19 protein-coding genes are annotated in these 18,553 nt (G+C 39.6%); 4 read left to right on the top strand and 15 right to left on the bottom strand.

Translation table 11 applies throughout. From position 1 onward, the window contains the following. The coding region (locus BUB05_RS16420; protein WP_139258051.1) for an IS3 family transposase at positions 1 to 206 on the top strand (206 nt) is incomplete at its 5' end. A gap of 165 nt (positions 207 to 371) precedes the next feature. On the opposite strand, the gene BUB05_RS16415 is transcribed toward BUB05_RS16420, so the two are convergent. Next, positions 372 to 1,283: an AEC family transporter gene (locus BUB05_RS16415; protein ID WP_073050698.1), complete on the bottom strand. Its 912-nt coding sequence runs from the start codon at positions 1,281 to 1,283 to the stop codon at positions 372 to 374. 165 nt (positions 1,284 to 1,448) lie between these two features. Further along, positions 1,449 to 2,372 (bottom strand): LysR family transcriptional regulator, encoded by a 924-nt coding sequence (locus BUB05_RS16410; protein WP_073050697.1) that lies wholly within the window; start codon positions 2,370 to 2,372, stop codon positions 1,449 to 1,451. 150 nt (positions 2,373 to 2,522) lie between these two features. Here BUB05_RS16410 and BUB05_RS16405 point away from each other — a divergent pair, with 150 nt between their 5' ends. Next, complete coding sequence (locus tag BUB05_RS16405) at positions 2,523 to 3,875, top strand: acyclic terpene utilization AtuA family protein (protein WP_073050696.1); 1,353 nt, start codon at positions 2,523 to 2,525, stop codon at positions 3,873 to 3,875. 23 nt (positions 3,876 to 3,898) lie between these two features. Continuing rightward, positions 3,899 to 4,204: a DUF4387 family protein gene (locus BUB05_RS16400; RefSeq protein WP_073050695.1), complete on the top strand. Its 306-nt coding sequence runs from the start codon at positions 3,899 to 3,901 to the stop codon at positions 4,202 to 4,204. Positions 4,205 to 4,369: 165 nt separating this feature from the next. Here the strand turns inward: BUB05_RS16400 and BUB05_RS16395 are convergent, their stop codons facing one another. From BUB05_RS16395 to BUB05_RS16335, 13 genes are all read right to left on the bottom strand, one after another. Further along, complete coding sequence (locus BUB05_RS16395) at positions 4,370 to 5,536, bottom strand: ABC transporter substrate-binding protein (protein WP_073050694.1); 1,167 nt, start codon at positions 5,534 to 5,536, stop codon at positions 4,370 to 4,372. 40 nt (positions 5,537 to 5,576) lie between these two features. Next, positions 5,577 to 6,689 (bottom strand): response regulator transcription factor, encoded by a 1,113-nt coding sequence (locus BUB05_RS16390; RefSeq protein ID WP_073050693.1) that lies wholly within the window; start codon positions 6,687 to 6,689, stop codon positions 5,577 to 5,579. Beyond that, positions 6,682 to 8,391: a sensor histidine kinase gene (locus BUB05_RS16385; RefSeq protein ID WP_073050692.1), complete on the bottom strand. Its 1,710-nt coding sequence runs from the start codon at positions 8,389 to 8,391 to the stop codon at positions 6,682 to 6,684. Before BUB05_RS16385 ends, BUB05_RS16390 begins: the two co-directional genes overlap by 8 nt. Before the next feature lie 152 nt (positions 8,392 to 8,543). Further along, complete coding sequence (locus tag BUB05_RS16380) at positions 8,544 to 9,038, bottom strand: L-2-amino-thiazoline-4-carboxylic acid hydrolase (RefSeq protein WP_073050691.1); 495 nt, start codon at positions 9,036 to 9,038, stop codon at positions 8,544 to 8,546. 88 nt (positions 9,039 to 9,126) lie between these two features. After that, complete coding sequence (gene dhaL / locus BUB05_RS16375) at positions 9,127 to 9,753, bottom strand: dihydroxyacetone kinase subunit DhaL (protein ID WP_073050690.1); 627 nt, start codon at positions 9,751 to 9,753, stop codon at positions 9,127 to 9,129. Positions 9,754 to 9,755: 2 nt separating this feature from the next. Then, entirely contained in the window at positions 9,756 to 10,745 is a 990-nt protein-coding gene (dhaK, locus tag BUB05_RS16370) for a dihydroxyacetone kinase subunit DhaK (protein ID WP_073050689.1), read from the bottom strand. Between the two features lie 36 nt (positions 10,746 to 10,781). Next, positions 10,782 to 11,489, bottom strand: a complete 708-nt coding sequence (locus BUB05_RS16365) for an ABC transporter ATP-binding protein (protein WP_073050688.1) — start codon at positions 11,487 to 11,489, stop codon at positions 10,782 to 10,784. Then, the gene (locus BUB05_RS16360) at positions 11,482 to 12,273 is read right to left on the bottom strand and encodes an ABC transporter ATP-binding protein (RefSeq protein ID WP_073050687.1); all 792 of its coding nucleotides are present in this window, start codon (positions 12,271 to 12,273) and stop codon (positions 11,482 to 11,484) included. Before BUB05_RS16360 ends, BUB05_RS16365 begins: the two co-directional genes overlap by 8 nt. Next, positions 12,273 to 13,292 (bottom strand): branched-chain amino acid ABC transporter permease, encoded by a 1,020-nt coding sequence (locus BUB05_RS16355; protein ID WP_073050686.1) that lies wholly within the window; start codon positions 13,290 to 13,292, stop codon positions 12,273 to 12,275. Before BUB05_RS16355 ends, BUB05_RS16360 begins: the two co-directional genes overlap by 1 nt. Before the next feature lie 2 nt (positions 13,293 to 13,294). After that, positions 13,295 to 14,173: a branched-chain amino acid ABC transporter permease gene (locus BUB05_RS16350; protein WP_073050685.1), complete on the bottom strand. Its 879-nt coding sequence runs from the start codon at positions 14,171 to 14,173 to the stop codon at positions 13,295 to 13,297. Positions 14,174 to 14,284: 111 nt separating this feature from the next. After that, the gene (locus tag BUB05_RS16345) at positions 14,285 to 15,409 is read right to left on the bottom strand and encodes an ABC transporter substrate-binding protein (RefSeq protein WP_073050684.1); all 1,125 of its coding nucleotides are present in this window, start codon (positions 15,407 to 15,409) and stop codon (positions 14,285 to 14,287) included. A gap of 56 nt (positions 15,410 to 15,465) precedes the next feature. After that, positions 15,466 to 16,707 carry an L-cysteine desulfidase family protein gene (locus BUB05_RS16340; protein WP_073050683.1) on the bottom strand — a complete coding sequence of 414 codons (1,242 nt, stop codon included), beginning with the start codon at positions 16,705 to 16,707 and terminating at the stop codon, positions 15,466 to 15,468. A gap of 373 nt (positions 16,708 to 17,080) precedes the next feature. Further along, positions 17,081 to 17,932 carry a MerR family transcriptional regulator gene (locus BUB05_RS16335; protein ID WP_073050682.1) on the bottom strand — a complete coding sequence of 284 codons (852 nt, stop codon included), beginning with the start codon at positions 17,930 to 17,932 and terminating at the stop codon, positions 17,081 to 17,083. 113 nt (positions 17,933 to 18,045) lie between these two features. Here BUB05_RS16335 and BUB05_RS16330 point away from each other — a divergent pair, with 113 nt between their 5' ends. Beyond that, positions 18,046 to 18,534, top strand: a complete 489-nt coding sequence (locus tag BUB05_RS16330; RefSeq protein WP_073050681.1) for a prolyl-tRNA synthetase associated domain-containing protein — start codon at positions 18,046 to 18,048, stop codon at positions 18,532 to 18,534. The last annotated feature ends 19 nt before the right edge of the window (positions 18,535 to 18,553 follow it).

Genomic DNA, 18,553 nt, shown 5'->3' with positions numbered 1-18,553 from the left:
GGTGTATTGATAATGGTCCTATGGAAGCCTTCTGGGGAATGTTAAAATCAGAAATGTACTATTTGAAGAAATTCAATACTTACGATGAGCTGGAAGCAGCAATTAAGGATTATATATTTTATTACAACAACAATCGATATCAGAAGAGATTAAACTGTATGACACCATTGGAATATAGACAATATCTCATGGATAATGCTGCATAAAAATACCGCCAACTAATTAGTTGACGGTACTAAATTTTTTGTTTTTTCTACTGTCTACTTGACAGGGGGCACTTCAAATTGTCGGCAATCCCACAAATATTTTTAACTATTAATCTCTCTAACCCTTGATTTCACTTAGTATATCAAGGGGTTCATACGAACCTGCTAAAGCACCATTCTCCAGATAGGAATTGACAGCAAAGACAATACAGATGATAAAACGACTATTTTAGTTCCCAGCACATAATCGCTGTTGAACTTTTCTGCCAATACAGGCGTTACACTCGTAGCAGGCATTGCTGCAAGCAGAACTGCCACACCTCCTACAACAGGATCAATTTGCAATATTAATGTAATGAAATAGACGATTACCGGGATGACAATCACCCGTATAACCGAAAATCGAATGGCATCCCAGGCAAACATTGTTTTCAAGTCCTCTATTTCACCTATTATGCTGCCTATCAGCAATAAGACTAACGGTGTTGTGCATCTCGACAGCATGACTACCGTTGTTTCAATTGGTTCCATAAAGCGAATCCCCGAAATCATTATTGCCACACCAATATATATGGCTATCATGCAGGGATGTCCGACAACTTTCTTCAAGGTACCTTTATCGCCTTTATCACCTGTAAAAATGGACATCCCTACAGTCCATACGGCTACACGTATCGGTATTACATAAATGGAAGCATACATCAATCCCTGCGAACCATAAAAGCTTTCCGCAACAGGCATACCTATAAATGCTGCACTTGATATGAGCGTTCCGAATCGCAATACATTCTTTTGTTCAATCGTATATTTGGAAAATAAAAAGGGACCTAAAAAATAACTCAAGATAACAACACCTATCGAAAGTCCAACCAAGACACCAAATGTTTTTGCCATGTCTGCTTCAAAAGACATTTGAAAAGAATTTACAATACTAAAAGGCAGGAAAACATTCAGTACTAAATCCGTCAAGAAACCTTTATTTTCTGATTTTATTAGATTTTTACGTTTTAAAAAGAATCCTATGAAAGCTAATGTAAAAAAAACACCTTGTACTATCCAAACCTGCTGCAGCTCCATATTAACCTCATTTTTATATCGCTATGCTGAATTCACTAAATTGCTTTAATTATATATCAATGTAATGATTTAATAAAGTCAAAGTGTTAAATTAAGTTTATTATTGCAATTTACTGTTAAATCCCCCTTATCCATCAATAAAAACCACGCCGCCACCGACAGTCATCAGGTAATATTTTGAGGTACCATTCTTGGTATTAAATCCATCAAAAAGACTTCCGCCTTGGTCAAATATCTCGACTTTCTATAACAACAATACAGATTGCGTTCCATAGGGTACTTTTCTATCTCACCATAAAAGCTGAGATTGTTGTTTTGTGAAAAATGATATGCGATAATACTTGGAACAAGAGTAAACCCTTTATTCAAGCGCACAAGACTGCTGGCAAGGTGAATGTTGTCCGTCTCGATGACCTTGCTGGGCGTAATCTGAAACTGTTTCAGGAATTGATCTGCAAGTACACGCAGACCTCGTCCTTTTTTCAATAATATAATCTGCTGATCGGAAAAGTCTTCCGGCAAGAGCCTTATCCTTTCATTTTCTTTTTTCCCTTTACATCGTTCATTATAAAACGAAGGCGGAATCTGTACATAGACAGGATTTTCCAAAACAAGCTGATAATCAAGCTCCTGTTCATCAGTTTGATATACAAGGGCCATATCCGCTTTACCGCTTATGACCTTTTCTTGAAGATCGCTCATTCGTTCTTCCATCAACACCAGCTCTACATTGGGAAAAGCCTGTTCAAAAGGATCCAGAATTGAGGGCAGTAAAAACTCTCCTGTTATTGATGTAACCCCCAAGGTGATTCTTCCGCTTTTACTGTCCTTCAAATCCTTTATTTTTTTAGTCACTGAAGTAGAAATCGCCAAAACATCCCTGCACCCCCGAAGATATATTTCGCCAGCTTGTGTAAGTTGAAGGTTCCCACGTTCCCGAATAAATAGCTTCGTACCAAGAGCATGTTCCAGGTCAAGGATCATTCTGCTAAGGGCAGGCTGTGAAATAAAAAGCTTTCTGGAAGCTGCTGTAATATTCTTTTCCTCTGCAACCGTTAATAAATAATTTATCTGTTTTTCATTAATCATTAATAAACTCCTCTTAATCTTCAATCTATATATATAACATCAATGTTATGGTTCGATTCAATTATTGGTATTTTACATTATTGTAAATCCGGTTTATACTTAAGTCAAGTTAAGTTATGATTGCAAAGATATTGGGTAAGGAGGATATCAATGGCAAAAGTAAAAGTTTTTGTTCCATATGGTGCAGTTGGTCTGAACTGTACAGAAGAAGCATTTAAAGCAGGCTTATCAATGAAGCCTGATATTATTTCCAGCGATGCGGGTTCTACGGATTCCGGTCCATATTATCTGGGTTCCGGTCATGGAAAATATTCTACAAGTGATGTCAAAAGAGATTTAAAACGCATGGTTCTCGGAGCCCATGAACTTGGGATCCCAATGACCATCGGTTCTGCAGGAACCTGTGGTTCTGACGAGGGTGTTGACACCGCCTATGCGTTGATTAAGGAAATCTGTGAAGAAGCCGGAATCAGCAAGAAAATTGCAAGAATTTATTCTCAACAGAATCCTGAGCTTATTAAACAAAAATATCGCGAAGGTAAAATAAGTGCCTTGCATGGTGCTCCTGTGATTTCAGAGAGAACCTTTGAAGAATGCAGTACCATCGTAGCACTGCTTGGTGCAGAGGCTTATGAAGAAGCCTTTAAAAAGGGCGCAGACATTATCATCGGCGGAAGATCTACGGATACCGCAGTTATAGCAGCTTATCCACTGCTTAAGGGCTGTGACCCCGCCTCCTCTTGGCATGCTGCCAAAACCGTCGAGTGCGGCGGTGTGTGTACCGACGCCGGTCTGCAAGGCGGCGTCTTCATGGAAGTTGATGACAAGGGTTTTACCATTTTTTCAGTTCAGCCTGGAACCACGGTTTCACCCTATTCCGTATCCGCCCATATGATCTATGAAAACTCTAATCCTATTCAGCTGACAGAACCGGGTATTCAGATAGACACTTCCAATTCAACCTATACTGCACTATCCGAGACTTCCGTTCGTGTGGAGGGTACGACAATCAGTGAAATACCATATACTCTGAAACTGGAAGGATCCGGCCCGGTAGGTTATCAGACAGTCAGTATGGCAGGCATTCGAGACCGCCATGTGATGCAGGATCCAACGGCATGGGTAGATGCAGTATCTGAAGCAGGTATGGAAAAACTTGAAAGAGTAGGAATACCAAGGGATTCTTATCATTTTTGGTTGCGTCCTTATGGCTATAACGGTGTATCGGGCATGGATGTCCCAAAAGATTATGTGCCCAATGAAATTATGATGATGTTGACGGTTACAGCAGCAACACAGGAAATGGCAACTCAGATTTGCAAAGCATTCAATCCACTGCTATTGCATCACAACATCTTCGAAGACAAGCCGATGCCTTCCTATGGTTTCATCTTCTCGCCTGCCGAGATCGAGCGTGGTGCAATCTACGAATTCAAGTTGTATCACACGGTTTCTGTAGATAGTCCACTGGAACTGGTCCGCATTGACTATGCAACTGTTTAGTCAACCAAATTTGGAGGTGTAAAATGAATACAATCGAACAGACCGTCAAATATATCCGCAGCAAAAACGCAGGCCCATTCTGGCTTACCATTGATGCTTTTTGCAATAGTGCGGAAGATACCAGGAAGGTTGCAGATGCATTTGAAAGAGAACGGGAATTTATAGCCCATACATACAAGGTCAAACCGGAGGATATACTTGTTTTCTGCCTGAATGACATTCAAGTTGCTAAAGTAAGTTTTCCCCGCGTGCCTATTGAAGGAAGCCGTGACGAACGTGATATGCACGGCGGACAGCAATATGTGTCGTTGTTGGATATTCTATGTTAGAACAAAACCCGCAAGTTTCGAGCCGATGGCAAGAAACTTGCGGGTTTGCTTTTCTTTTTGTTGTGCAGTTTTATCTGTTGTATCATCGAGACCCATGGTGATATTTACAGGCAATATTTGCAAGATGTTGGAAATGCCTATAAGCTAATTCGACATTTCAAAATCCTATTCAAGTTCATCAGCATAATCATAGTCAGCCTTGATCGTCCAACTTCCGTTCTCTATGCCTACAATCAAGAATTTTCTAATTATATCGCCAGACGGTTGAAACTCAATCGGTCCGGTTATCCCTGTAAAGCCCCTGAGGCCTGCCAATTCATCACGTATATTTTCCCGTGTTATTTCATCACAATTCTCCATTGCTGCAGCGATCATATTCAATGCATCATATGCACATGCAGAATGTACATTCAGGGAAAACCCTGCATCGAGTTCAAAATGCCTCTTGAATACAGATAGTTTTGAATCTCCGTCATCAATTGCAAAAAATGGGGTACTTGCCAGTAAACCTTCAACATTTTCTCCGCCAAGTTCTATGATCTGTTCTGATGCTCCTGGCCCTAATGCTGTAATCTGAACATCCCAATTCATTTTAGCTATCTGATTGGCTATGCTTGCACATTCATTATAAAAAGTAATCAGGCATATTGTATCGGGATTGGCCTGCTGAACTTTAGTCAGCAAAGTAGAAAAATCCGTCTGACCATCAACATGACTTTCTTCAGCCACAATATTTATACCCTGTTCTTTGGCTGTTTTGATAACATAACGGCTTGCCGAGACACCCCAATCGTTGTTTAGGTATATAACTGCTACATTATCAGCATTGACATATTTTCCAAGCAAGTATTCTGTCACAAATGGTCCCTCGGCGCTCTGTACCCCCATGATTCCAAACATATACTCATTCAGTCCGGCATAGTCAGGGTCTGTCGCCGTAGGTGAAAGCTGAACCAATTTCCCCTCTTCATAAATGGGTGCTGCCGCCATGCAACATGTGCTTGAGAAGTCGCCAACCACAGCCAGTATTTCTTCATCTTCAGAAAATTTGCGCGCAATTGCAGTCGCTTCTTTTGTATCGCCTTTTGAATTCATTACGACCAGTTCGATCGGCATTCCATTGATGCCGCCTGATTCATTAATTTCTTCAGCAGCAATTGCAGTTGCAACTTCAAATCCGTAACCATATTCAGACCAGTTTCCGGTAATCGGAGCTGCCACTCCAATTTTCAAAGATTTAGGTCCTTCATTTTTTGCTTTCGGTTGACATCCGGCAATCAGGACAACAATTAAAGCAACACATATCAATATTACCACTACGTTTTTTTTCACGAATGATTGCCTCCTATTCTTTCTTGAATAATTTTCATACTCACTCAATAGAACTGTATGTTATCTTCTTTTGATACTCAGTGGGTGTATATCCGGTGTATTTTCGGAATATTCTTGAAAAATATCGAACATCGTCATAGCCCACATCACTTGAAACCATGTACACCTTTAAAGAAATATCCGCCAACAGCTCCTTCGCTTTTTTTATCCTGATACCATTGAGATATTTGATGAAATTAATACAAACTTCCTCTTTGAATTTATTGGAAAGATAGCTTGGTGTAACATTATGATTTTCTGCTATCATGTTAAGAGACAGGCTGCTATTGGAATAATTTTCATTCAAAAATTTCAAAACCGACTGTATCAATATCGACGTACTCTCACTATCCATTTTTCGCAATTCTTGATCCGCTTTTATCATTATATTCCTGACGTAGTCAAATACTTCATCTTCAGTACTTAGTTCTGTAATCTGCCTCACAGGATCATTAGCAAACAAGACCGCCGATTCAACCTTGTCCAGTGTCAATTCACAAATACTCAATGCCAATTCTATAGAATACCGCCTCATATAATTGCTTGACCTATCCTTGATTTTACAACGATCCATCACACCTGCAAACTCTTCGATAGCTTCATCCACAGCACCTCTCTCCACTTTGGCAACGATACTCTTCTGGGATTTCATTATGGTCATGGCACTTGTTCTGGTAAACTCTTTCCATTCATCCTGATCCAAGACCGGAAACTGAACATTTACCTGACTGGATGTGATTTTATTGCTTACTTTTACTAAAACACTATCCATAATATCAAAATCAATGGGTTTAAGGATATAATCTTCAACAATGGCACTTCTAAGAGCTGTTTGGGCATATTTGAAATCACTGTAGCCGCTTATCAAAATCACAATTGGCGCATCATCCTTATCCTTGAGTTCATTGATTATATCCATCCCATCAACCAAAGGCATGCTGATATCTGTAATCAACAAATCAATTTTTTGCTCATTTATTATCGATAAGGCAATTTCCCCATTTTCTGCTGTAGCCACAACCTGCATGTTGTATTCATCCCAATCAATATACTGTCTCAAACCCTCTCGTACTATTTTTTCATCATCAGCAATTAAAACTTTTAGTTTATCCATCTATATCACCTTTACTCAACAGATCAATTCTAATTCTAATCTTGGCAACTGTTTTTCCATTACTTACCGAAAAGCCAATTGCACTCCCTCTTCCAAAACTCATTATTAGACGGTCATTGACATTTTTCAATCCATAGTGTTTTTGTTTTCCCTTTATTTCCGGATCAAGGAGCTTTCTAACTTTGTCCATATCTATTTCAATGCCATCATTGATTACCTTGATTTCAAGATAATCATCTACCAGTTTTGTGCTAATAATTATTTCTCCAAATCTGCCCGCTTCCTTGAATCCATGAATAATAGCATTTTCAACCAATGGTTGAATAATAAGTTTTATTATTTTATATTCCAGCACCTCATTATCCACATCAAAAGTTGTTGTAAATTTGTTGTTGTATCTGATTTCTTGAATTCCCACATAATTCCTGACTTGCTCAAGTTCATCTCTAACTGAAATATAGTTGTTTCCTTTATTCAGCGAGTATCTCATCATTGAAGCAAGGGACATTACCATATATCTAATGTCTTCCGCCTTGTATGCCATACTCATCCATGCAATCGAGTCCAATGTATTATATAGAAAATGTGGATTTATCTGCTGCTGCAAGGCAAGCAGCTCTGCTTCCTTTTCATTTATTTGAGCCTTATACACTTCGTCGATCAAGCTGTTTATTCTTCTAACCATATAATTGAACTGCCTGTACAAATCCTTCGTTTCCTGACCAAATGATTTGCCTATTTCAATTTCACGAAAGTCATTTTGCTCAACTCTGGCCATTTCCTTTGAAAGCGCTCTTATGGGACGTGTAATCCAGGCGGAAAAAATTGCCGATATCATCAGCAGTACGATTACAACCAAACCTCCCACAAGATAAAAGGTTGATTTAATGTCTTTACTTCTAGTCATAAGCTCATTTTCAGGAAGGATTCCCATCAATTTCCAATCCAGACTAGTCATGGGTACATTCAATATGATGCGGTTTCCTCTTTTCCACCAATTTGGCTCTTTATTCATCAAATCCTCTTCTGAAAGATTATAGATATTCTCATAAGGTAAAATTATATTCCCATATTCATCTATAAGGTAAGGACTTGAAGCATCTTCCAAATGAATGTTATGGAAAATAGAAAAAAGCACTTCTGTCTTTACATAAAAAGCAAATATACAAAACTGCTCGGGCCAATTCTTGATACTGCTTGCCAACATGGCTATTCTTATGTAGGAGGTCCCATCAACTTCGCAGGCATTCACTGAAAATGCACCGTTTTTTTTAAAGACTTCCGACATCCACCCATATTTTTGAATTTCCGTATACCTGTCCATCTCATGGTCAAATGAAAATATCTTGTTGTCCTTGTATGGATAAGCTTCCATAAATCCGCCGACTGATTTTATAGTGTTGTTATAAATCCAGTGACTTTCGACATAGTCAACAATATTATCGATATCGGCATCACCTTCATGAAACTTATCCAGCTCCTCCTGGACAACCGGATTGATCACTATGTCCAGTACTGTATCCTTGTTCTTTTTTATGAAGGATTCTATCAAATCATTGCCATTTTCAAGAACCAGCCTGTTGGAATAGATAAACTGGTCTTTTATTGTAGTATTGATCGTCGAAAAAACCAGTCCACCAACAATTATCAATGCACTTATACTAATCAGGATATTTATTATTACCAACTTCCTTAGTTGCAAATCTATCTCCCACTTTCATATCTTAATACATTATTTTATTAATCATAGCATAGACTATTCAAATGCGTCAAATTACACCATCGCCACATTATCTTTAAAAAGCAATATAGGTACTGCCCTATTTGGACAGCACCTGGTATGCTAATTATTATTTATTTTTTGCTGAATTTTACTTCGCAGACATCATCACCGGCTGCAATGGTTTTTCCAAGGCTAAACTCATATCCACAAGCCTTAGCAATACCTCTGTCGCCATCCATGGCACAATCGCACATGAGTTTGATCTGCTCTTCTGAATAACCCTGTTTTACCCAGGCACTCACCAATGGGCAGTAATGGAATTCCACCTCCAGTTTGTCTTCATCGCAGGTTTTGACATCCATTTCAAATACTTTTTTCGTATTTTCAGGTAGGAATACTTTTTCGAATTGGGGAATGCCTTCGCCGACCTGTTTGTCAATAATATTATTCCCGTGAAAACCGCCGCAATTCAGGATCGCTTTTCTTGTAAAACTTTCAGCATCATGGCCTTCCTTTTCTGCTTCAACCATCATCATACCCATCCAGGTTGCACGATGCTCGATGGCACCTCTCAGTCCTGTGATAATTTCATTGTCTGTAATTTTTGCATTGTTTTTTAATTCCATTGTTTCCTCCATTTTTCATATATTTATTTTAGGTTATCGAAAGAAAAACCTATTAACCATAGTTCCTGCCCCAGCTCGCAAGCTTCCTTTATCCGGCTATATGTTTCCCGATGATATCCAGTTGATAATACATGGTTGCTGCACCAGCATCTATATAGCCTACACCCTTGTCCTGACGATATGTGGCTCTTCCCTTTTGAGCAACCATATCCTTTGTGTCATTCATGCCCTTTTTAGCCGTATCCGATATTATCTTTGCCACTTCTTCTTTTGGCGCACCTGCTTCCAAGGCTTCTTCGTAAGCCGTCACAACTTGGTACAAGGGATCGATCATCGTCTTGTCACCCGGTTTCGCCTTGCCTCTTTTCATCATGGCGTCAAGTGCCGCCTTCAATACTTCCGCACCTTTTGGAAGATCGATATCGTCCACTCCAACCAGAGTTTTTGAAGCCGTGATGAAGGCATCCCCGTATAGAACCCCCGAGGATCCGCCGACAGTGCTCATCAAGCTCATACCAACTGTCCTGAAAAGTTCATTAAGAGCCAGTGTTCTCAATTTATCTTCCATGCTGACAATCTTCTGGTAACCCTTGTTGATGTTTACCCAATGGTCGCCATCGCCTAACACAGAATCAAGTTCTGTCACATATTCTTTTTCCGACTCAATCTTAGCCGCAATCTCAAGAAACATATCTACAATATTGTTAGAATTCATAATTACCTCACTTTAAATCCAGGTGTATCGGCTTCATAATCCAACAGTTCTTTCAATTCATCGTCAAGCTTCATAAGGCTTATGGAGCATCCGCCCATTTCCAATGCAGTCATGAAATTGCCTACAAAAGATTTGTAAACCTTGATGTTTTTTTCTTTCAGAAAAGCCTCAACGTCATTGTACATTATGTAGAGTTCCATCAAGGGTGTTGACCCAAGACCATTGACCATTACTGCCACTTCAGAATCTGAATAGTCATAGTCCTCCAGTATCTTATCGATAAGTATCTCGGAAAACTCTTTCGCCGTTTTTACATTTGTGTGAAAGACACCAGGTTCTCCATGTATTCCCATGCCGATTTCCACGTCATCATCGCCCAATACAAATCCCGGCGTACCAACTCCAGGCAAAATACAGGGGCTCATGGCAAGACCCATGGAATTCACATGCTCAATGGCTTTTTCAGCTGCCGCCTTCACTTCCTGCAGGCTTCCACCCATTTGAGCTTTTGCCCCTGCTACCTTGTGTACAAAAACAGTCCCTGCAATCCCTCTTCTGCCTGCCGAATAACTGCTGTCTTCAACTGCCACGTCATCCCTGACAACAACCACTTCAACCTCTATGCCATCCATTTCAGCAATATCCTTGGCCATTTCGAAGTTCATGATGTCACCCGAGTAGTTCTTGATGATAAGCAAGACACCTTGGCCCGTATTCGCTTCTTGTATCCCCTTGATGATTCTGTCCGGGCTTGGTGATGCAAAAACATTTCCAGAAACCGCTGCGTCAAGCATTCCATATCCAACATAGCCGGCATGGGCAGGTTCATGTCCGCTTCCGCCACCGGATACGATACCCACTTTATTCACAGTTTTTTCTCTTCTGGATATGACTTCAACTTCCCTGTGATAAATTAATTCGGGATGGGCCTTTTCGATCCCCATTAGCATTTCCGAAACAACATCATCAGGGCAATTTATCAATTTTTTCATATTATTTTTCTCCTAATCACAATTTTGACTGCTTCATTACAAGTTTCCAAGATAGGCTTTTTTTACATTCTCGTCATTGAGAAGCTTTTTGGCATCGCCTTCCATAATGATCTTCCCTGTTTCAAGTACGTATGCCCTATCAGCTACTCTAAGAGCCATCTTCGCATTTTGCTCAACCAGTAGTATTGTAGTTCCCAGATTGTTGATATCTTTAATCAATTTGAAAATCATTTGCACCAGGTTGGGTGACAGTCCCAAAGACGGCTCGTCCAGCAATAAAACCTCAGGTTTCGCCATCAAGGCTCTTGCAATAGCCAGCATCTGCTGTTCCCCGCCACTAAGTGTTTTAGATACCTGGTTCTTTCTCTCTTTAAGCCGGGGAAAAAGCTCGTATACCATATCATAACTTTCTTCAATCTCTTTCTTGTTTTTTCTCGTATAGGCACCCAATCTGAGATTGTCATGGATCGACAACTGGGGGAAAACCTCACGACCTTCAGGTGACAGACTTATGCCCCTTTTAACAATTTCACCGGGAATAATCCCTGTCATTTCCTTGTCGTTGTAAAATATCTTGCCTGTTTTAGGCTTTAACAATCCCGTTATGGTTCCCAATGTCGTTGTCTTTCCTGCACCATTACTGCCGATCAGTGTTACAATCTCGCCTCTGTTTATGACGAGGTCGATTCCTTTCAGGGCATGAATATTATCGTAGTAGGTATGAACATTCTTAAGTTTAAGCAACGTCTTCTTCCTCCTTACCTAAATATGCTTCAATAACTTGTTTGTTGTTGGCTATTTCAGTTGGAAGACCTTCTGCAATTTTTTTACCATGGTCGATAACGTATATGCGGTCCGAAATATTCATGACAACACTCATGTCATGTTCAATAAGCAAAATCGTATAGCCTCTGCCCACCAGGCTTTTAATGAAATCCAGAAGGTATTCCGACTCCTGTGGATTCATGCCTGCAGCCGGTTCATCCAGCAGGATTATTTTTGCATTGGTAGCTATGGCTCTTGCAATCTCGAGCTTCCTCTGATCTCCGTAGGGCAGGTTGACCGAATAGTCGCTCATCTTGTCCTTGAGGCCGATTGAATCCAATATATCAATAGCCTTTTGCGTCTTTTCAGCTTCAATCTTTCTGAATTTCCTGGTTCTGAAAATCAAATCCAGAAAATTGTAATGGGTATTTGTGTGGGTTCCTGTCAGTACATTTTCTATGACCCTCATTTCCTTGAACAATCTGATATTCTGAAATGTTCTTGCGATACCTGCCATGACGATTTCCTGTGGTGTCTTTCCTTGGATTTCCCTGCCTTCAAAGATGATTTTTCCACCGAAATCCGAATATATTCCTGTAAGCAGGTTGAATATCGTAGTCTTTCCTGCTCCATTCGGACCTATTATGCTTATTATTTCGCCTTTTTTCACAACGAAGTTAACATCATCGACAGCCTTAAGTCCTCCAAAATTCATGGATAAATTCTTGACTTCCAACAAAGTTTTATTTTCAACTGTTTTCATTACAAACCACCTTTCACTCCGCTGGGCATTCTATATTTTCTTCTTATCTGTCCGCCCAAGAGTCCTTCCGGTTTAAATCTTATCATGACCACCAATATCAGCCCGTAGACTATAAACCTGTATTCACTTGCAAATCTCAGTATTTCCGGGAATGAAATAAGCAATATGGCACCCAGGAATATACCTCTCATGGAACCCATGCCACCTAGAATGATGATGCTGACAATGAGTATTGATATGTCAAAATTGAATGTGTTGGGGTCGATAAACCTTACCATATGGACGTAGAAACTTCCTCCCAGACCGGCTATCATTGCCGATATGACAAAACTGATCACCTTGTATCTGGTCACTTCTATTCCCATCAGAGTGGCGGCCAATGCATCGTCCCTGATCGCCATGAAGGCTCTTCCCATTTTGGACCGTACGATGGCGTAGATTGCCAAACTCACGATCAATAACAAAAACATGATCAAGTAGAAGAGTCCTCCATTAAAGGTTGTAAGCTCCTTTCCGAATATGACCGGACGGGTTATGTTTGCAACACCCAATGGTCCTCCTGTCAAGCCCTCCCAGTTGAGGGCTATCATCCTGACTATTTCACCGAAGCCCAAAGTGGCAATGGTCAAATACGTTCCGGACAACCGAAGTGTAGGCGCCCCCAGCAGGAAGCCAAATACTCCGGCTATAATCATTGCACACAATGCACTCAGGACAAAATTCATGCCGAAAGTTACATTCAAAAGCGCCGATGTATAGCCTCCGATGGCGCAAAATCCTGCGTGTCCAATTGATACTTGTCCCGTATAACCTGTGATCAGATTCAAGCTTTGCCCCAACAAGGAATACAAGGCGATCATTGTCATTACCCGTATGAGGTATGATGACAATCCTATCTTGGGTAGAGCTATTACCAATATCAGTGTTGCAACATATATAATAATCCTCAGTTTTTTACTGTCTTCAAATTTATCAAGCAGCTTATTATAAATACTATGGATCTTGTTTTCTTTATTCATATTTACACCTTTTCAACCTTTTTCTTACCTAATAGTCCGTTAGGTCTGACTATAAGCACAACTATGAGAATTAAAAATGCCATGGCATCCCTGTATCCACCACCTAAATATGAAACCCCAAAACTTTCTGAAATACCTACAACGATTCCACCTAAAACCGAACCATGAAGTATTCCAATACCACCCAATACCGCTGCCGAAAACGCTTTTAAGCCGACAATAAATCCCATTTGCGGATTCACGATTTGATAGTAACCGCTTATCAGGGTACCGGCAATTGCCGCGGAAGCTCCTCCCAGGAAAAATGTAAAGGATACAACCTTGTTCACATCTATCCCCATAAGGTATGCCGCTTTTGTATTCTGTTCAATGCCTCTCATCGCCAGTCCCACCTTCGTCCTGTATATGATAAAGGTGAGGAAGAGCAGCAATACCACCGACACCAGGAAAATCCCCAACTGGGTCGATTTTAATGCTACATTCCCAATATATATCATTCCATAATCGAAAATCTTGGGAAACCACTTGCTTTCACTGCCAAATACAATCATCAGGCCGTTTTGTATAATATAGGATATTCCAATCGTAGTTATTAGTGCTGATATGGGTTTTGATTTTTTCTTTCTCAAGGGCTCCAGACTTATTTTATCAATTGCAATTCCCAATAATCCGGTTACAATTACACTGGCGCACAGCCCCCAAACAATCCCGTATCCCATGGAAACTGCAGTCACAAGGGCTATATGGGCACCGAATGCATATACAGAACCGTGAGAGAAATTAACCAGTCTCAATATCCCGAAAACCAAAGAATAGCCGACGGCAACCAGTGCATAAACCATGCCCAAAGTTAAACCATCAAATATTTCCTGAATTATCACTCATTTACCTCCTTCTCAATTTCATTTCAATAGAAATTAACCATGACTTAACCATGATGGTGCGCTTATGATGCAGCATAAAGCTTGTCGACTGCACCATAAGCATGTTTTCTATCTTTCTACTTCAACAAATTCTCCATCTTTAATGGTCAGCCAGTTGAATGTCTTCAAAGCATCTCCATTTTCATCAAAAGTAGTTGAGCCGGAGATTCCATCATAAGTGATGTTATAGAGTTCGTTCTTGATGGTCTCTCTGTCCACTGAACCGGACTTTTCCATTGCCGTCAGTATGAGACCCATGGAGTCGTAGGCTTGTGCTGTCAAACTGTTTGGAATTGAACCGTATGCCTCTTCATAACTTGATACAAAAGTTGCAACTTTTTCATCCAGACTGCTGTGGAAGAAAATTGTCGGAAGGCAGATTCCCTCTGCATCCTCTTTTGCCAGCTCGATCAATTGCTCGCTATAGGCATTTGAAAATCCTATAAGATTGATGTCGGGATCAACGTCTTTGTATTGCAGCGTGAATGGTCCTAATATGTTGTACATGCCGACAACGATTATAGTGTCAGGTTCATTTTCCATTAAAGCTGTAACCGTTGGTGAGAAGTCCACAGTACCGTCAACAATTTCTTCATGTCCTACAATTTCAAGATTTGGATATTCTGCAGCCAGATCGTTTATCAGAATATCTGAAGTTGAAGTACCCCAGTCAGTCTTAACGGAAAGTACGGCTACTCGTTTTGCATCAAATACTTCCGAAGCGATCTTGAGTGTTTCAGCTGCTTCCACATTGATCAGACTGTTGTTCCTGAATATATAGTCACCCTCGCTGGAATAATCAGGATGGGATGCTGAAGGAGAAATCTCTACGATTCCGACCTCTTGGTATGTCGGTGACGCAGCCATGCACACGCCACTTGCGAAATGTCCTACAACTGCTGATATCGATTTGTCTCCTACAATCCTTTCCGCTATGGATGCCGCCTCTTCTCCACTGTTCTTGTCGTCATAGCTGACAACTTCGATTTGTTTCCCTAAAACGCCGCCCTTTTCATTCCATTCATCCGCCAGCAACTTGACTGCATTGTCAAAACCTGTTCCATACTCGGCAAAATCACCTGTCAGAGGTGCAACCAATGCAACTTTAACCGTATCAGACTCTTTTTCACCGCAACCTACAAGAGTTGGTACAACCAATAACAAGATCAATATTAAACACAATACTCTTTTCATAAATTCTCTCCTCTTTTTCAATAATTTTTTGTATTTCCATAACTTTCAAAACATTCTTAATTTGCAACCATAATATCCAGAATGACTTCATCGGTAGTCTTCATTCCGTCTTTTGCAATCTTCCCTACAGATAGGATTGTTTTTTCAATATCATCTGATATGATGCCGCCTTCGGCCACCACCCCATTCAAGGCCAAGTCTGCAGCAAGAAATGCACTGTCAAGGCTTGAATACACCTTGTATGCACAGGATGGTTTAGCTCCGTCACATATGACGCCTGAAAGGTTTGACAAGGAGTTCTTGATCGCATCCTCTATCTGTCTTCCGTTGCCGCCCCTTAAATATGTGATTGCTCCACTCACTGCTGTCGCCGCACTTACAGCTCCGCAAAAGGCCGAAAGGGAACCGATTTTAGATTTTATGTATATGGCAACCAGATTTGCAAACACCAATGCCCTATACATGTTTTCTTTTTCGATTTTCTCGTTCAAGCAATATATGTATATCGGCAACGAGACAGTCATTCCCTGGTTCCCCGATCCGGAATTGATGACAACCGGAGATGACAATCCACTCATCCTGGCATCTGCCCCTGCAACCGCATATGCTATGGCTTTAGATTTTGATACTTCGGATGATTTGATCACATTCTTTCCAATGTTCATCCCACAATCCTTCTCTAAACCAATTTCAGCTATTTTGTGGTTTTTTTCAATCTGCATATCAAGTATGGGGATTACATTATCAATATCACCTTCAAATGCATATTCACTGAGCCCTTCATAAGACAAGAATGTATAATCCATGACTCCATTGTCAATACTAGCTTCGCCTTTTTCCATAACAACTTCTTTGTTTTTACTGACTAGCGTTACATTGGTATGCTTTCCCTCAATTACCACTCTGGCTTCTTCACCTCTGAAATATCCTGTGATGTCAATGTAGAGATTCCCCTTATTCTTCTTCTGAAAAATTTTGATAAGTGTATTCTCCACCATCTTCGGAATCAAGGGGATATCTTTTTGATCAATATATTCCAAAACTTCCAATTGACTATCGGGTCTGTCAGACAACATACCTGCCATCATCGCAACCTCGATTCCCTTTAAGCCGTTTGTATTAGGTACGAATACATCTTTGACATTCTTAATGATATTTCCGCTCACATGAATTTCCAGCTTCGTTGGTGTTTGTCCAAGCTGCTTTTTTACAAGGGCCGCTGCATAAGCTATGGCAATTGGTTCTGTACATCCTAATGCTAATACCAGCTCCTTTTTCAGTATTTTCCCATAATCCAAATTTCCATTTCCTCCTACCTTTTTAAAATATTATTTGCTGTTTTTCCTTTGTTGATTTATGTATTTAGTGTAATATATGCATCCTTCACGGAACAACTCGTCATTTTTTCGTTAATGTGGACATTTTACATATGCACTCCATAAATATCCACTCCACCTAAAATATGTGCACCTTTATATAAAATTGAAAAAGCCATCTGCGACAAACCACAGACAGCTTTGAGTTATATAATCGATATTTTTTAATACACACTTGCAAGCAATAGCATGCGCTCCAATTTTTTTGTAACCTTTACAAAATACCCCTCAAAGAAACCTGTCATTAGTTCCTTGTCGGAGGATTGATTTTCTCCATAACATCACATTTTCTATTTCAATTGTTAGATTCAGTCTTATCTATACATTGAACGGATATTTTTAAGGTATAGTTATTATAGCCATGCATTGCCAACTCATCAAGCATAGTATCTTCATAAAAAAAATCTCCGAGTTTAAAATCTTTACACCTTATATCTGTAACAAGCTTTTGATAACTTTTATATACACTTCGGAATCCACCTTTATGATAAATGACCGCATAAGTCCCTGCAGGCTTAATAGCTACACGCGGAATGTCTATTTTATTAGAAATTCTTGTATAGATTCGAGCATAGCCATAAACTTCAGGACCGGGTATATTATCAGTTTTCACGATACCGCTTACAGGATAAGGACTGAATATTCCAAAACTATGACAATAATTCAGGTGTTCAATAAACGCAGTTGTTATCTCGCTGATTTCAGGACTGCCATGATATTCTGAAAAAATATAATACTCTTCTGGTAGAGTAACATATGACACAGAGCCTTCAGAAGCATTCATGCATTCAAGTACGATTTCAGATTTGGTAGCAAGATACTTCTTAAGCTCAGAAAGTCTTTCAATTTTTATTTGAGCCTCTTTTTGTTTTGTTTCAAGTAGCTCAAGTAGATTCTGAGGATTTCTATTTTCAAGATATGTCTTTATATCGTTAAGAGACATATCCATTTCTTTCAAAACAGAAATCCCGGTGAAAACTTCAAGTTGCTCGTAAGAATACAATCTATAGCCGCTATCGGCAACTATTTCAGGGGAAAAAAGCCCAATTTTATCATAATAAAACAAAGTCTGTTTACCAACGTTACATAACTTAGCAAACTCCCCTGTTGTAAAATAACTATATCTGTCGTTTTCATTATTTTTCATAACATCACCTTTGTATAAGTTTCAAGAAAAAGATTGACTATATTGTTACTATATAGTATAGCATAATTGTAAGTAGAACAAAATATCTAATGAATTACGAAAGGACATGTTATATGGAAGCATATGAAACTGTATATGAAGAGTTAAAAAAAATGGATATCTCATTTGATCTCGTTGAACACCCTCCAGCATTGACAACAGAGGAAGCCGATCTCTACATCGAGGGTTATGAAGGTGTTCGTACAAAAACATTGTTTTTAAGCAACCGGAAAAAAAGTGCATATTATTTAGTCATAATGGATGATAGTAAACGTCTGGACATGAAGAAACTTGGTGAACTCGTCAGCGAAAAGGGTATGCGATTCGGATCGGCAGAAAATTTAATGAAAAAAATGTGCCTGCCTCCGGGAGTTGTATCATTGTTCGGATTATTAAATAATTCTGAGCATGATATTAAAATATGCCTTGATAAAGAGATGTTATCTGAAAAAATTGTGAGTTTTCATGCGAACGATAATTCAAAGACTATTTTTATTTCGATTGATGATATGTATCGATTTATTACTTTATCGGGTCATGAATATTCAATAATTAATTTATAAAGGTGGGGAGATAGCTTTG

The organism is Dethiosulfatibacter aminovorans DSM 17477 (assembly GCF_900142005.1).
In the GTDB taxonomy this organism is placed as follows: domain Bacteria; phylum Bacillota; class Clostridia; order Tissierellales; family Dethiosulfatibacteraceae; genus Dethiosulfatibacter; species Dethiosulfatibacter aminovorans.
Note: the sequence above shows the minus strand (reverse complement) of the source record. Positions and strands in the feature narration are given on the sequence as shown.